The 14,726-nt window shown below is 71.3% G+C and carries 12 protein-coding genes and 1 pseudogene; 6 read left to right on the top strand and 7 right to left on the bottom strand.

From position 1 onward, the window contains the following. Window positions 1-4 precede the first annotated feature (4 nt). Window positions 5-751 (top strand): prepilin peptidase, encoded by a 747-nt coding sequence (locus ACRAS8_RS12930; RefSeq protein WP_438486071.1) that lies wholly within the window; start codon window positions 5-7, stop codon window positions 749-751. A gap of 754 nt (window positions 752-1,505) precedes the next feature. Here ACRAS8_RS12930 and mgrA read toward each other — a convergent pair. Continuing rightward, window positions 1,506-2,543, bottom strand: coding sequence for an L-glyceraldehyde 3-phosphate reductase (mgrA, locus tag ACRAS8_RS12925; protein ID WP_438486070.1), 1,038 nt, complete (start codon window positions 2,541-2,543; stop codon window positions 1,506-1,508). 139 nt (window positions 2,544-2,682) lie between these two features. Between mgrA and ACRAS8_RS12920 the strand changes: the two genes are divergently transcribed. The 4 genes and pseudogenes from ACRAS8_RS12920 (at window position 2,683) to ACRAS8_RS12905 (ending at window position 7,950) form a co-directional block, all read left to right on the top strand. Further along, window positions 2,683-3,462, top strand: a complete 780-nt coding sequence (locus tag ACRAS8_RS12920; RefSeq protein ID WP_438490454.1) for an isoprenyl transferase — start codon at window positions 2,683-2,685, stop codon at window positions 3,460-3,462. Between the two features lie 575 nt (window positions 3,463-4,037). Further along, window positions 4,038-5,288, top strand: a pseudogene (locus ACRAS8_RS12915) (PhoH family protein); the annotation flags it as partial. Between the two features lie 276 nt (window positions 5,289-5,564). Further along, window positions 5,565-6,260 carry a transglycosylase SLT domain-containing protein gene (locus ACRAS8_RS12910; protein ID WP_438486069.1) on the top strand — a complete coding sequence of 232 codons (696 nt, stop codon included), beginning with the start codon at window positions 5,565-5,567 and terminating at the stop codon, window positions 6,258-6,260. Window positions 6,261-6,396: 136 nt separating this feature from the next. After that, complete coding sequence (locus tag ACRAS8_RS12905; RefSeq protein ID WP_438486068.1) at window positions 6,397-7,950, top strand: AI-2E family transporter; 1,554 nt, start codon at window positions 6,397-6,399, stop codon at window positions 7,948-7,950. 113 nt (window positions 7,951-8,063) lie between these two features. Here ACRAS8_RS12905 and ACRAS8_RS12900 read toward each other — a convergent pair whose 3' ends face one another. Beyond that, window positions 8,064-8,597 (bottom strand): alkyl hydroperoxide reductase, encoded by a 534-nt coding sequence (locus ACRAS8_RS12900; RefSeq protein WP_018536447.1) that lies wholly within the window; start codon window positions 8,595-8,597, stop codon window positions 8,064-8,066. Between the two features lie 5 nt (window positions 8,598-8,602). After that, window positions 8,603-9,157: a peroxiredoxin gene (locus ACRAS8_RS12895; RefSeq protein ID WP_438486067.1), complete on the bottom strand. Its 555-nt coding sequence runs from the start codon at window positions 9,155-9,157 to the stop codon at window positions 8,603-8,605. Between the two features lie 151 nt (window positions 9,158-9,308). Between ACRAS8_RS12895 and ACRAS8_RS12890 the strand changes: the two genes are divergently transcribed. After that, window positions 9,309-10,256 carry a hydrogen peroxide-inducible genes activator gene (locus ACRAS8_RS12890; RefSeq protein WP_438490452.1) on the top strand — a complete coding sequence of 316 codons (948 nt, stop codon included), beginning with the start codon at window positions 9,309-9,311 and terminating at the stop codon, window positions 10,254-10,256. 6 nt (window positions 10,257-10,262) lie between these two features. Here the strand turns inward: ACRAS8_RS12890 and ACRAS8_RS12885 are convergent, their stop codons facing one another. The 4 genes from ACRAS8_RS12885 to ACRAS8_RS12870 all read right to left on the bottom strand — a co-directional run bounded on the left by ACRAS8_RS12885 (window position 10,263) and on the right by ACRAS8_RS12870 (window position 14,616). Continuing rightward, a complete protein-coding gene (locus tag ACRAS8_RS12885; RefSeq protein WP_438486066.1) occupies window positions 10,263-10,889 on the bottom strand; it encodes a Uma2 family endonuclease in 627 nt (208 codons plus the stop codon). Between the two features lie 102 nt (window positions 10,890-10,991). Then, the gene (locus ACRAS8_RS12880; protein WP_438486065.1) at window positions 10,992-13,412 is read right to left on the bottom strand and encodes an FtsX-like permease family protein; all 2,421 of its coding nucleotides are present in this window, start codon (window positions 13,410-13,412) and stop codon (window positions 10,992-10,994) included. Then, entirely contained in the window at window positions 13,409-14,095 is a 687-nt protein-coding gene (locus ACRAS8_RS12875; RefSeq protein WP_438486064.1) for an ABC transporter ATP-binding protein, read from the bottom strand. Before ACRAS8_RS12875 ends, ACRAS8_RS12880 begins: the two co-directional genes overlap by 4 nt. After that, a complete protein-coding gene (locus ACRAS8_RS12870) occupies window positions 14,092-14,616 on the bottom strand; it encodes a PadR family transcriptional regulator (RefSeq protein ID WP_438486063.1) in 525 nt (174 codons plus the stop codon). The genes ACRAS8_RS12875 and ACRAS8_RS12870 overlap by 4 nt, the downstream gene beginning before the upstream one ends. Window positions 14,617-14,726: the final 110 nt, after the last annotated feature.

The raw sequence follows: 14,726 nt of genomic DNA, 5'->3' as shown, positions 1-14,726 counted from the left end.
GCCCGTGCCCGTCATCCTGATCGCCCTCGCCGCCGCCTACGGAGCCGCCACCGGGCTCCTCCTGCCGCGACCCGCGCACCGCCTCTCCGTGGAACCGGACGAGAACTGGCGCGCACACTGCCCGGACGGCCATCCGCTCACCGGCGCGGCCCAGGGCTGGCTGGGCCCGGCCCACTGCCCGGACTGCCGGACGCCCTACGGGCCGGCCGCACCACCGACCGCGGCCGCCACCGCACTCGCCTGCGCGGCCCTCGCGGCGACCGCCGGGCCCCGCCCGGAGCTCGCCGCCTGGCTCCTGATGACCCCCCTCGCCGTCCTCCTGACGCTCGTCGACCGACGGGTGCAGCGCCTGCCCGACGTCCTGACTCTGCCCCTGGCCGGAACCGCGGCCGCCGCGCTCGGCGCCGCCGGCTGGCTCACCGGCGCCACCGGCAGCTGGCTGCGCGCCCTCCTCGGCGGCCTCGCCCTGGCCGCCGGTTATCTGCTCCTCCACCTCCTCAACCCCGCGGGCCTCGGCCTCGGCGACGTCAAGCTGGCGCTGGGCCTCGGCGTCGCCCTTGGGTGGTACGGGTGGCCCACGCTGATCACCGGAGGCGCGGCGGGCTTGCTGCTCGGCGCCCTCTACGCGGCATTCCTCCTGCTCGGCGGCCGCACGGACAGCAAGGCGACCCTGCCCCTGGGCCCGTTCATGATCATCGGAGCCTTCTGCGCCCTCGTGTTGGGCGCGATGGGCGCTGTCGCGCCCGGCTGATCCGGCCTGAGCCACGCCGTTCGGCTCGCGATGCGCGGAGCACCCCTTCCGGGGGGTTATGGTGGAAGCCCCCCCCTCGGGCCGGTCCGTATCCCCCCACGGACCGGCCCGCTTTTCGTTTGCACTTGGCTTGCCCCCCACGTAGCTGGCTTTCCCGCCGTAGGGGTTTGCCGCTTGCTTTTGCGCCTGCGGCGCGAGTCCGCTGCGCGGGGCTGTTGGGTGCGGTGCCGGGCCTCCGGGGCAGGGGTGTGCCGGACTGCTGTCGCTTTACGTCCGGCACACCCCTGCCCCGGAGACCCGTCCCCTCCCGTTGGGGGGCATGAAGACGGTGGGTGGGGGCATGCGTGAGCGGTCCCGTGCGGGTCGCTCCTCAGTTGCCGGTCACCCGACAATTGCCAGTCACCCATCGGTCCAGGACCTGTACTGGCCCGCCTGCCGGTCACCCATCAGTCCGGGGCCTGCACTGGCCCACCGGGCATGAGCCCCGACCGGCCTGTCATCTGACCCTCAACGGGAGGGGACGGGTCGGAGGGGCAGGGGGTGTGTCCGGACGTAAAGCGACAGCAGTCCGGACACACCCCCTGCCCCGGAGGCCCGGCACCGCACCCGACAGCCCCGCGCAGCGGCCAGGCGGCACGGCGCCGCACCCGGCAACGTGGGAAGCCAGCCAAGCGCAGCGGAAGGGCCCCGCGCAGCGGATAAGCAATGCGCCGCAGGCGCGACAGGCAAGCGGAAAACCCCGGCGGAACGCCGACTACGTTCGACGGGCCCAGATGTTCACGCCCTCCGTCGTCTCGGCGAACTTGTCGATCTCGGCGAGCTCCGCATCGGTGATCGGGGGCGCGCCGAGGGCCGCCACATTGGCCTCGAGCTGCCCCACGCTGCTGGCGCCGATCAGCGCGGAGGTCATCCGCGGATCCCGCAGGACCCAGTTCAGGGCGAGCTGTGCCAGTGACTGGCCGCGGCCGGCCGCGATCTCGTTCAGGCCGCGGAGGCGGCGGACGACCTCGTCGGTGAGGAGGCTCGGGTCCAGGGACTTGCCCTGCGCGGCGCGCGAGCCCTCCGGGACGCCGTTCAGGTACTTGTCGGTGAGCATGCCCTGGGCCAGCGGGGCGAACGCGATGCACCCCATGCCCGCGTCGGCCACCGTGTCCAGCAGCCCGTCGTCCTCGATCCAGCGGTTGATCATCGAGTACGAGGGCTGGTGGATCAGCGGGCGCACCCCCATCCCGCGCAGGAGGCGGACCGCCTCGCGGGTCTGCTCCGTGTTGTAGGAGGAGACCCCGACGTACAGGGCCTTGCCCTGCTGGACGGCGGACGCCAGCGCGCCCATCGTCTCCTCCAGCGGGGTGTCCGGATCGAAGCGGTGGGAGTAGAAGATATCGACGTAATCGACCCCCATCCGCTTCAGCGAGGCATCCAGCGACGAGAGCAGATATTTCCGGGAGCCCCATTCGCCGTAAGGGCCGGGGTGCATCAGATATCCGGCCTTTGTCGAGAGAATCAGCTCGTCACGGTAGCCGCGGAAGTCCTGGGCGAAGATCTTTCCGAAGTTCAGCTCGGCGGACCCGGGCGGCGGACCGTAGTTGTTGGCCAGGTCGAAGTGGGTGATCCCCAGGTCGAAGGCGCGACGCAGAATGGCCCGCTGGGAGCTGAGGGTGCGGTCGTCCCCGAAGTTGTGCCAGAGTCCGAGGGAGATAGCGGGGAGTTTGAGTCCGCTGCGGCCGGTGCGCCGGTACTCCATGGAGGCATAGCGTGAATCCGCTGCGCGGTAGTCAGAGCCAGTGGTCATGGACCTCTCCTTATCACGGACTTGTGACATACCTGATTGGGCTGTCGAGACAGCCGAGAAGTAAAGTTGCCCCCTTAGGCGACGGGGCGATGGCCATCGGCACGGAGGGGCTGGACCACACATGCTGCGATCTTCCGGGATGCGCATCCCGTATCCGCCTGCACTGCGGGATCTTGTCTACCGGCTGTACGCCCGCCGGGTGGAGGGCCGCCTGGACCACGCCCAGGTGCCCAAGCACATCGGCGTCATCCTGGACGGCAACCGTCGCTGGGCGCGGGCCGACGGACTGTCGACGGAGCAGGGCCACCAGGCGGGTGCGGCCAAGATCGGCGAGCTGCTGGGCTGGTGCGCGGAGACCGACGTCGAGGTCGTCACGCTGTGGCTGCTCTCGACGGACAACCTCGACCGGCCGGCGGCCGAGCTGAACCCCCTGCTGGGGATCATCGAGAACACCGTGCGCGGTCTGGCCGCAGACGGCCGCTGGCGGGTGCACCACGTCGGCAACCGCGATCTGCTGCCCGACGCGACCCAGCGGGTGCTCAAGCAGGCCGAGCAGGACACCGTCGACAACCAGGGCATCCTGGTGAACGTCGCGGTCGGCTACGGCGGCCGCCAGGAGATCGCGGACGCGGTGCGCTCGCTGCTGCTGGAGCACGCCGAGCGCGGGACGAGCTTCGAGGAGCTGGCCGAGATCGTCGATATCGACCTGATTTCGGAGCATCTGTACACGCGGGGCCAGCCGGATCCGGACCTGGTGATCCGCACCAGCGGTGAGCAGCGGCTGTCCGGCTTCATGCTCTGGCAGAGCGCGCACTCGGAGTACTACTTCTGCGAGGTCTTCTGGCCGGCGTTCCGGAAGATCGACTTCCTGCGGGCCCTGCGCGACTACGCGGCCCGGCACCGCCGCTACGGCAACTGAGCCCGGGTCCGCACCCGGGCGACGGGTGTCGGACACCCGCGAGGCAAGGTTCCGGACACCTTGCGGGGGGTGATCCGGCCATCTTCCGGGGCGGGAGGTCGTGGCCGGGCGTCGGCCGGGCATCGGTGGCGCCCGGGGAGCGCAGGCTCCCGGCCGCGCGTCCCGAGCCCTGACGGTGCCTCTCCTGACACCCCCTCCGGTGCCCCTCCGCCGGGGGTGTTTCCGGGTGCCGGGGCCGTGTCCGGCGGCTGCTTCGCCCGTCTTTCCGCCGGTCAGCGGGCATCTGTAACCAAAGGTTCATCGAGCGTGTGTCATATGCCGTGGCATGGGTGCGGGAGTTGAAGGGAATATCCCTGGCAGGTCGGTGCCCGGAACAACAAGCCTCGGGCACCGGATCTCAGCGGGCGGCATGGGGCCGTCCGCCCGGGAGGCCCTTTGCGCATCACGGACGATCGTGCGTATTGCACGGACGACGCGGAGGGCCGGCGTTCGGCCCGCGCAGCGTGGCCAGAACCCGGCCCTGTCCCCGGCGACGTCGTCGCACCCCGACCTCATCCGAGGGGGTTCGTCCACCCGTGGTGAACAGCAAGAAGCGCCGTGAGAGCGACCGGCGCACCTATGTCCTCGACACCAGCGTCCTGTTGGCGGATCCGGCCGCCATGTCCCGCTTCGACGAACACGAGGTGGTGCTGCCGGTCGTCGTGGTCACGGAGTTGGAGGCCAAGCGGCACCATCCCGAGCTCGGGTACTTCGCGCGGCAGGCGCTCCGCCGGCTGGACGAGTACCGGGTGCAGTACGGGCGGCTGGACGCCCCCATCCCCATCGGGGAGCTCGGCGGGACGCTCCGGGTCGAACTCAACCACTCCGACCCGGGCCTGCTGCCCGCCGCCTTCCTCAACGGGCACAGCCGGCTGGGCGACAACGACTCGCGGATCCTCGCGGTCGCCCGCAACCTCCAGGCCGAGGGGTTCGACGTCACCGTCGTCTCCAAGGACCTGCCGATGCGCATCAAGGCGTCCTCGGTGGGGCTGCTGGCCGAGGAGTACCGCGCCGAGCTGGCCATCACCGACTCCGGCTGGACCGGCATGGCCGAACTCGCCCTCTCCGCGGAGCAGGTGGACGACCTCTTCGCCGCCGAGACCGCGCATGTCCCGGGTGCGGAGGAACTCCCGGTGCACACCGGGCTGGTGCTGCAGTCCGAGCGCGGCAAGGCCCTGGGCCGGGTCACCCCGGAGGGCGCGGTCCGGCTGGTGCGCGGCGACCGGGAGGCGTTCGGCATCCACGGCCGCAGCGCCGAGCAGCGGATCGCGCTGGACCTGCTGCTCGACCCGGAGGTCGGCATCCTCTCGCTGGGCGGCCGGGCCGGCACGGGCAAGTCGGCGCTGGCGCTGTGCGCCGGTCTGGAGGCGGTGCTGGAGCGCCGGCAGCACAGCAAGGTGATGGTGTTCCGCCCGCTGTACGCGGTCGGCGGGCAGGAGCTGGGCTATCTGCCGGGCACCGAGGCGGAGAAGATGAGTCCCTGGGCGCAGGCGGTCTTCGACACGCTGTCCGCGGTGACCACCAAGGACGTCATCGAGGAGGTGGTCTCCCGCGGGATGCTGGAGGTGCTGCCGCTGACCCACATCCGCGGCCGGTCGCTGCACGACGCGTTCGTCATCGTGGACGAGGCCCAGTCGCTGGAACGGAACGTCCTGCTGACCGTTCTGTCCCGGATCGGGGCCAATTCCCGGGTCGTGCTCACCCATGACGTCGCCCAGCGCGACAACCTCAGAGTCGGGCGGTACGACGGAGTGGTCGCCGTCGTGGAGAAGTTGAAGGGGCGCCCCGGTATACGGTGAAGAGCGGGGTGCCGCCCGGACGAAGCGAAGAACTTAGCATAGCGGCGTCGTGTGCGCTCGGATATCCGGAAATCCCGAGGGGCAAACAGGGTGTGAGCTTTCACACCCGGTGGGGAATTGCCTCCCGGTAGCCCGTTCGGGCAGTGCCTCCCGTGACCAGTCGGCGCCACCGCTCAACAGGCGCCGGAACAAGGGGAGGTCAGCGCCAGGGGCACGATTGCGTCCGCGAGGTCACCTAAGCGGGCGATGCTGGAAGGAAATCGTGTGAGCCGGATCTCGGTCCGGGGATTCGCAGTGGCCTCCGCCACCGCGGTCACCACCGTCGGCGCCGTCGTCGGCGTCGCATCGGGCAGCCAGGCGTCGGTCGGCAACACCGAGGCAACGGCCGCCGACGCGACGATCGCCGACATCCCCGCGGGCCAGCAGGCCCAGGTGCAGACGGCGTCGCTGACGCAGCAGGCAGACTCGGCGTCCACCCAGGCGGACGCGGCGGCACTGAAGTCCGCGCAGGAGTCGGCCCGCAAGGCGGCCGCGGAGACCGCGCAGAACAAGAAGGACCAGGCCGACAAGGAGAAGGCGGAGAAGCAGGCCAAGGAGCGCGAGAAGGCGCTGGCCGCCTCCCGCTCGGCCGTGCGCGACGCCAGCGACTTCGTCGCGAAGGCCTCTTACTCCATCGCCGAGACGCAGGCGATCGCGCGCCAGATGGTCGCCTCCGACCAGTTCCAGTGCTTCAGCAACATCGTGGAGCGCGAGTCCGGTTGGAACTACCGCGCCACCAACTCCGGGTCCGGCGCGTACGGACTCGTCCAGGCGCTGCCCGGCTCCAAGATGTCCTCCGCCGGGTCCGACTGGCAGACCAACCCGGCCACCCAGATCAAGTGGGGCCTGAACTACATGAACAGCCGGTACGGCAGCCCCTGCGGTGCCTGGTCGTTCTGGCAGGCCAACAGCTGGTACTAGGCCGCGCGCCAGGCCCTCGCCGGCCGTGCCACAGCGCTCCGAAACCCCCGAACGCGACGCGTCGGGGGTTTCGCGCGTGCGGCCCAGGTAACGTCGGGGCGTCACATTGCCGTAAGGGCGGGGAAGAGGAAGCTACATGTCCAGATTGCCTCAGTGGGTCGGCGGCCTGGGCGCCGGCCTGACGCGGCTCTCGCAGCGGCTGGAGGAACAGCGCCGCCGCGCCGAGGCCGCCGCGGCCGCGGCCGAAGACGCGGACGAGCTGGGGCGGGCCGGGCGCACCGCCGCCCCGGACGGGCGCGGCCCGCGGATCCCGGCGGAGCGCGTGCCGGGCGGGCACACCGCGACGGCCACGTGGGGGCCGGACGCGATGTCCGCCGCCGACGCCGCCGACATCGTCGACGCTGCCGGGACCGTGGCCACCGTGAAGGATGCGCCGCGGCCGGAGGGGCCGGGGGAGCGGGCAGAACCGGAGCCGGAGTCCACCGCCGTCCGTGCGCCCGAGTCCGTCCCCGCGCCGCCTGCCTATGCGCCGGCCGTCGCCGCCCCGCCGGACCCGGTGGCGGCGGTCCCCTGGGGCGTCCGGGTCGCGGCCGAGGCCGGCTGGCGGCTGCTGGTGCTGGCCGGGACGGTGTGGGTGCTGGCGAAGGTGATCACCACCATCTCGCTGGTGGTGCTGTCGTTCGTCGCGGCGCTGCTGATCACGGCGCTGCTCCAGCCGACCGTGGCATGGCTGCGCCGGCGCAACGTGCCGCGCGGGCCGGCCACCGCGCTGACCTTCATCGGCGGCTTCGTGGTGATGGGCCTGGTCGGCTGGTTCGTCGTATGGCAGGTCCAGGACAACGTCGACTCGGTGTCCAGCCGCATCCAGGAGGGCATCACCGAGCTGAAGGGCTGGCTGCTCAACAGCCCGTTCCACGTGACCGAGAGCCAGATCAACCACATCGCCAAGAACCTCCAGGACGCGATCGGCGCCAACACCGAGGCGATCACCTCGGCCGGCCTGGAGGGCGTCACGGTCGTCCTGGAGATGTTCACCGGCATCCTGCTGGCGATGTTCACCACGCTGTTCCTGCTCTACGACGGCCGGCGCATCTGGGAGTGGACGCTCAAGCTGGTGCCGGCCCCGGCCCGCGGCGGCGTGGCGGGCGCCGGCCCGCGTGCCTGGCGGACGCTGACCGCGTACATCCGCGGCACGGTCCTGGTCGCACTGATCGACGCCATCTTCATCGGCATCGGGCTCTACTTCCTCGACGTCCCGCTGGCCGTCCCGCTCGCCGTCTTCATCTTCCTGTTCGCCTTCGTGCCGCTGATCGGTGCGGTGGTCTCGGGCGCGCTGGCGTGCGTGGTCGCGCTGGTCACCCAGGACGTCTTCACGGCGCTGCTGGTGCTGGCGGTGGTGCTGGCGGTGAACCAGATCGAGAGCCATGTGCTCCAGCCCTTCATCCTGGGCCGGGCGGTCCGGGTGCATCCGCTGGCGGTGATCCTCTCGGTCGCCGCGGGCAGCCTGATCGGCGGCATCGGCGGCGCCGTGGTGGCGGTCCCCCTGGTGGCCGTGACCAACACCGTCGTCGGCTATCTCCGCGCGTACTCCAGGGAGCAGGCGTTGCGGATGACGGTGCCCCCGCGCGGCGCGACCGCCCTCGGCGTGGCCCCGACCCTGCCGCGCCGCTCCCGGACGTCGGACGACTGACGGACGGACCGGCGGGGCTCGTCCCCCCTGCCCCGCTCCGCCCCGTACGCACGAAACCCCCGCGGACCCGAGGTCCGCGGGGGTTTGCGTTGAGAGGTCTGCTGCCGTGCGCCTTATTCGGCGAGGGCGGCCTCGGCGTCGAGGGTGGCGCCGACGGCCTGCAGGACGGCCGCGATCTTGACGGCCTCCTGGATCGTCTCGCGCTCGACACCGGCCTTGCGCAGGACCTGCTCGTGCGAGTCCAGGCACATGCCGCAGCCGTTGATCGCGGAGACCGCGAGCGACCACAGCTCGAAGTCGACCTTGTCCACGCCAGGGTTGCCGATGACGTTCATCCGCAGACCGGCGCGGAGGTTGCCGTACTCCGGGTCGGAGAGCAGGTGGCGCGTCCGGTAGAAGACGTTGTTCATCGCCATGATGGCCGCGGCCGACTTGGCGGCGGTGTACGCCTCGGCGGAGAGGTTGGCCTTCGCCTCCGGCTCCAGCTCGCGCAGCACCTTCGGGGAGCGCGAGGCGATCGCACAGGCGAGCACCGTGCCCCACAGCTGCTGCTGCGGCAGGTCGGAGTTGCCGATCACCGAACCGAGGTTCAGCTTCAGGTCCTTGGCGTAGTCCGGAACCGCGGACTTGAGGTCATCGAGAGCCATGGGTCTCACTCACCAGCCAGCAGGGCGACCGGGTCCAGGGTGTCCTCGCCCTTGCTCCAGTTGCAGGGGCACAGCTCGTCGGTCTGCAGGGCGTCGAGGACCCGCAGGACCTCCTTGGGGTTACGGCCGACGGAGCCGGCGGTCACCATGGTGAACTGGATCTCGTTGTTCTGGTCGACGATGAAGACGGCGCGCTGCGCGAAGCCGTCCTCGCCCTCGATGCCCAGGGCACGCATGAGCTCGTGCTTCGAGTCGGCCAGCATCGGGAAGGGCAGGTCGGTCAGGTCCGGGTGGTCCTTGCGCCAGGCGTGGTGCACGAACTCGGAGTCGCCGGAGAAGCCGAGGATCTGGGCGTCACGGTCGGCGAACTCGTCGTTCAGCTTGCCGAAGGCGGCGATCTCGGTGGGGCACACGAAGGTGAAGTCCTTGGGCCACGCGAACACGATCTTCCACTTGCCCTCGTAGGTCTTGTGGTTGATCTGCTCGAACTCCTTGCCCTTCTCCAGCGAGACGCAGGCGGTCAGGTCGAACTCAGGGAACTTGTCACCAACAGTGAGCACGCGCTCTCCTTGTTACCGGAAAGCCCCTTTGAGGTCATTCGGGGCATTCTGTGAGGCTTGGACGGGATCCACAGTGCCACAGGAGGCATTGATCAGGGAAATAGTTAGACTTGTGGATGTTGATCGGAGGTGGTTATCAGTGGCTTCCCCCATGACCCCCGGCGGGCGACCCCGCCAGCCCAGCCTGGCCCAGCTGCGAGCCTTCGCCGCGGTCGCCGAGCATCTGCACTTCCGGGAGGCGGCGGCCGAGATCGGCATGAGCCAGCCCGCGCTCTCCGGCGCCGTCTCCGCACTGGAGGAGACCCTCGGCGTCCAGCTCCTGGAGCGTACGACCCGCAAGGTGCTGCTCTCGCCGGCGGGGGAGCGGGTGGCGGTCCGCGCCCGGGCGGTCCTGGACGCGGTCGGCGCGCTGATGGAGGAGGCGGAGGCGGCCCGTGCGCCCTTCACCGGCGTGCTCCGCCTCGGCGTCATCCCGACCGTCGCCCCGTATCTGCTGCCCGCCGTGCTGCGGCTGGTCCACGACACCTACCCGGACCTCGACCTCCAGGTCCACGAGGAGCAGACCACCTCGCTGCTGGACGGCCTGGCACACGGCCGGCTGGACCTGCTGCTGCTCGCGGTGCCGCTCGGCGTCCCGCAGGTCACCGAAATCCCGCTGTTCGACGAGGACTTCGTACTGGTCGCACCCAAGGAACACTGGCTCGGCGGCCGCGGTGACCTCCCCCGCGAGGCGCTCAAGGAACTGGATCTGCTCCTGCTGGACGAGGGGCACTGCCTGCGCGACCAGGCCCTGGACATCTGCCGCGAGGCGGGAAGGGAGGAGAACGCACCGGTGACGACGAGTGCGGCGGGGCTGTCCACGCTGGTGCAGCTGGTGGCCGGCGGTCTGGGGGTAACTCTCCTGCCGCGTACGGCACTTCGGGTCGAAACCGCTCGCAACGACCTTCTGACGACGGGCTACTTCGCGGACCCGGCCCCTTCGCGGCGGATCGCCCTGGCCATGCGCAGCGGCTCGGCCCGGCAGCCGGAGTTCGAGGAGTTCGCGGCGGCGCTGCGGGGGGCGATGCGGGGGTTGCCGGTGCGGGTTGTGGAGGGGTGAGGAACGTCAGCGGCGCGGGGGGATGCGCCGGGAATCGTCCAGGACCTGCGTGACATCCAGGGTGACTTCGGCGCCGATCGACTCCGGGAGGGTGACCTTGGTCCCGGCCGCATGGATGCGGTGTACGGCGTAGCCGTCCTCCATGGGCTCGGTGAGGACGTGGAGGCGTTCGTGCTTCCGGTCGACGATCACGTACACAGGGACCTTCGCGGCTCCGTAGGCAGCGACCTTCTTACGCAAGTCGTTGGCGTAGTTCCCGGAGGTGACCTCAAGGACCATCCGGAACACCGCCGGGTCGCAGCACTCGAACTCGATGACGTGTTCGCGGAAGTCGGCGTCGACCACGGACAGGTCGGGAACGGTGTAGTCCTCCGGGCCGACCGGCAGCCACAGGCCGAGGCCTTCGAGGACTCGCGTCTCGCCGCGGTTCAATCCCGTCGCAGCAAAGGTGTCCCGGAGTTGGGACAGCCCGTTCGCGTGGCCGGGGTCTGGGGGTGGGGTCACGGTGAGGACGCCTCCGAGGATCTCGACGCGGTAGCCCGGAAGCTGCTCCATGAGCTGATCGGCCTGCTTGAGGAGCATCAGCGGCTTGGGGGCAGGCGCGTGCGGACGCTCGACAGCTGCTGCGGACATTGCGTGCCTCCCGTGGGCTGGTGTCGAGACCATCATCGTAGGCAGAGGCGGCCCTTCCCGTCCCGTACGACAATGTTCATTCGTTCGGGGACACGACGGCAGTCACTCCGTGCGCAGGCCGTCCGGCCGCATCATCCGCCACAGCGGCGGCAGGCTCAGGGCGGTGACGAAGAGGATCACGCCGCCGCCGATGCCGAGCATGCCGGCGACCACCGGCCAGTCGACCATCACGTCGCTGCCGATGACCGTGAGGAGCAGGGAGCCCAGGGACAGTCCGCAGGCCAGTGCCAGGGACAGGCCGAGGGCGACCGGCAGCGCCGTCTGCCACAGGACGGACCAGCCGAGGGTGGCGCGGCGGGTGCCGTACGCGTCGAGGGTGGAGAGCAGCCGACGGCGTTCGTAGAGCTGCTCGACGGTGGAGATGATCAGGCCCGCGCCGATCAGCAGCAGGGTGATCACCGCGCCGATGAAGATCGTGGTGCGGATGCCGTCGTACTGCGCGTCGTGCGGGTTGTCGAGGGAGGAGCCCTCCAGCATCGTCGGGTCGATTCGGGCCGCGGTGTTGCGGATGTGGTCGACGGCGTCGGGGGTGCCGCGGTCGAAGCGGACGAGGAGCTGCATGTCGGGCCTGGCGAGACGGGAGGCGTCGAGGACCGAGGGGGTCAGGAGCAGGTCGTAGAAGAGGGGATGGCCGTCCTCGACGGCGGTGAGGTGGGCGGCGCGGGCGGACGGCGGGACCGTCCAGGGGCGGGGTGCCTTGCTGGGCCCGCCGTAGTTCTCCGCCGGATTGAGGTCGATGGTGGCGCCGGGAGTGACGGCGGTCTGGCCCTGCGCGGTGCGGTCGGCGTCGGTGACGAAGGCGTCGCCGTCCCGGCAGGACGGCAGCTCGGCGACCTTGCGCAGCTCGGCGCAGCTGCCGACGGCGATGATGGCGTGGTAGTCGTAGTGCGCATCGCGGCCCGGGACGGGCAGCTCGCCGGCGTCGGCGGTGACGAGGCCGCGGGCGGAGGTGACCCCGGGGGTGTCGCGCAGTGCGTCCAGCGATCGTTGGGTGTGCCGCCAGCCGTCCGTGTGGCCCCAGAAGCTGATCTGCGGCACCCGTCCGGACTTGGCGTACGCGGCGGCGTAGCCGACCTGCGAGCCGGTCATCAGCATGTGGATGGCGACGGCGCCGGCCAGCGCGACGGTGATGCCGCTGACCGCACGGGTCGCCGGGCCGCTGTTCAGCTGGAGCCGGCGGACCGCCAGCTGCCAGGGGACCGGGCCGCCGCGCAGCCGGCCGACGACCCGGTCGACCAGCCAGGGCAGCAGCGCGGTGACGCCGAACAGCAGCAGCGTGGAGCCGGCGGCGAGGCGGGCGGTGGCGAGCGGGTTGTCGATCGGGCCCGGCCGGATCGCCATCGGGACGAGCAGGGCCGCGCCGGCGACCGGCAGTACCACCCGCCACCACAGCCGGCGGCGGACCGGCAGGCGGTTGCGGACGATGCCCAGCGGTTCGACGGTGACGCCGCGCTGGGCGACCAGGGTGACGAGGACGGCGGCGGTCGGCACCAGGACGGCGATCAGCAGTGCGGCGAGCGGGCCGGGGGTGACGTCCGCGGGATAGACGTTGATGTTCCACAGGGTGATGGACGGGGCCAGCCGGCGGCCGGCGAGGAACAGTGCGGCGCCGCCCAGCAGTCCGAGCAGCGAGCCGAACAGCGCCTCGCCGGAGGCGATCCGGCGGGTGGTGCGGACGTCGGCGCCGACCAGGCGGAGGGCGGCCAGCCGGCGTTCCCGGCGTTCGTTGCCGAAGCGCACGGAGGTGCCGATGAAGACCATCACCGGCGTCATCAGCGCCACACACGTCATGATCACCAGGACCAGGCCGGGTGTGGTCAGCGGCTGTGGCTCCCAGCTCTTGCCGAAGTGGTCGATGCGGCCGGCGGTGCCCTCGGTGAGGGTGTCGCTGTGCGCGAGGTAGGTGAGTTCCCGCGGGCCCTGGAGTCCCTCGGCGCCGATCACGCCGGTGATCCGGTAGCTGCTCAGGCGCTCGCGCAGCAGCGCGTTGCCGGGGGCGGCCAGCAGGTCCTTCAGGGCCGGCGAGACCACCATCTCGCCGGGGCCGGGGAGGTGCCGCACGCCGGGCGGCACCGGCGGGTGCGTGCCGTCCGGGCGGATCAGCCGGCCGCGGATGGCGGTGCCCCGGAAGACGGTGTCGGTGTGGGCGTAGAGGAGGGTGCGGTCGCCGCGGGGCGGCGGGTGCGCCTGGCCGAGGTTCTCGCGGGCCTTCTCCCGGCCGTGCCAGGCGTTCATCAGGTGCGGCGCGGAGGCGCAGAACAGCAGCACCGCCACCCCGAGGGCGACTCCGGCGGCGGTCAGCGCGGTGCGGATCCAGCCCTCCCGCCCGCCGCCGGCCGCGAACCGCATGCCCATGACGAGGTCGCGGGCCCAGGCGGCCGGGCCGGTGCGCGGCGTCGCGGGCGGCGGTGCGGGTACGGCGGTGTCCCGCTCGCCCTGCGGCCGCGAGCGGAGCAGGGTCATATCCGGTCCGCCATGTCCTTCACCCGGCCGTCCCGGACGACGATCTCCCGGTCGGAGTAGGCGGCGACCCGGGATTCGTGGGTGACCAGCACCACGGCCGCGTTGGTGTCCCGGGCGGCGTCGGTCAGCAGGGTCAGCACGCGTTCGCCGTTGAGGGAGTCCAGGGCGCCGGTGGGTTCGTCGGCGAAGACGACCCGGGGTGTGGTGGCCAGTGCGCGGGCGACCGCGACCCGCTGGCCCTGGCCGCCGGAGATCTCACCGGGCCGCTTGGCCGCGACGTCGTCGACCTCCAGCCGCGCCAGCCACGCGCGGGCCTGCCGTTCGGCCTCCTTGCGCTTGGTGCCGTTCAGCCGCAGCGGCAGTGCGACGTTCTCCAGGCACGTCAACTCCGGTACCAGCTGGCCGAATTGGAAGACAAAGCCGAAGTCGGTGCGGCGCAGTGCGCTGCGCTGGGCGTCGCCGAGGTCGGTGAGGGTGTGCGGGCCGTAGCGGACGGTGCCGGAGTCCGGGCGGATGATGCCGGCGAGGCAGTGCAGCAGCGTCGACTTGCCGGAGCCGGAGGGGCCCATGACGGCGACGACCTCGCCGGGGTGGATCGAGAAGTCCGCGCCGTCCAGGGCGGGCGTGGGCCCGTACGCCTTGCACAGCCCCTCGGCGGCGAGCAGGGAGCCCTCGGGCGTCATGCGCCGACCGCTTCCGCGAGTTTGTCCAGGCGGGCGGCGGTCAGCTCCAGCCAGCGCAGATCGGCTTCCAGGTGGAACAGCGCGTGGTCGCAGATCAGCTGGTCGGCGAGGTCCCCGGTGCGCTTGCGCTCGGTCAGGCCGCGCATCAGCCGGAGGTGCTCGGTGCGCTGGGAGTCGAGGAGCTCGGCGGCGTTCCGGTCGGTCAGCAGCGCCAGTACGACCTTGGTGTAGAGGACCGACTGGAGGTACGGCTCGGGCTTCTCCGGACGGGCCAGCCACTGGGCGACGTCGGTGATCCCGGCGTCCGTGATGGCGTACCGCTTGCGCTCCGGGCCCGCGCCGGCCTCCACGCCGTCCACCTCGACCAGGCCGTTCTTCAGCAGCCGGGACATCGTGGAGTAGACCTGCCCGTAGTGCAGCGGGCGGTCCTGCCCGAAGTGCTCGTCGAAGGCCCGCTTGAGGTCGTAGCCATGGCGGGGGCCGGACTCCAGGAGGCCCAGCAGCGTATGACCGATTGACATGGCGACCACCTTACTCGGGGGTGTAACGCTGGTGTATACGCGCGTTGTATAGATACCCGGTGTGCGCGGGGGCGTGCTGGTCGGCGGGGCGCGGGGCGGTGGCCGCGGTG

It is taken from the genome of Streptomyces sp. S186, from assembly GCF_051603415.1.
Lineage (GTDB): Bacteria > Actinomycetota > Actinomycetes > Streptomycetales > Streptomycetaceae > Streptomyces.
Note: the sequence above shows the minus strand (reverse complement) of the source record. Positions and strands in the feature narration are given on the sequence as shown.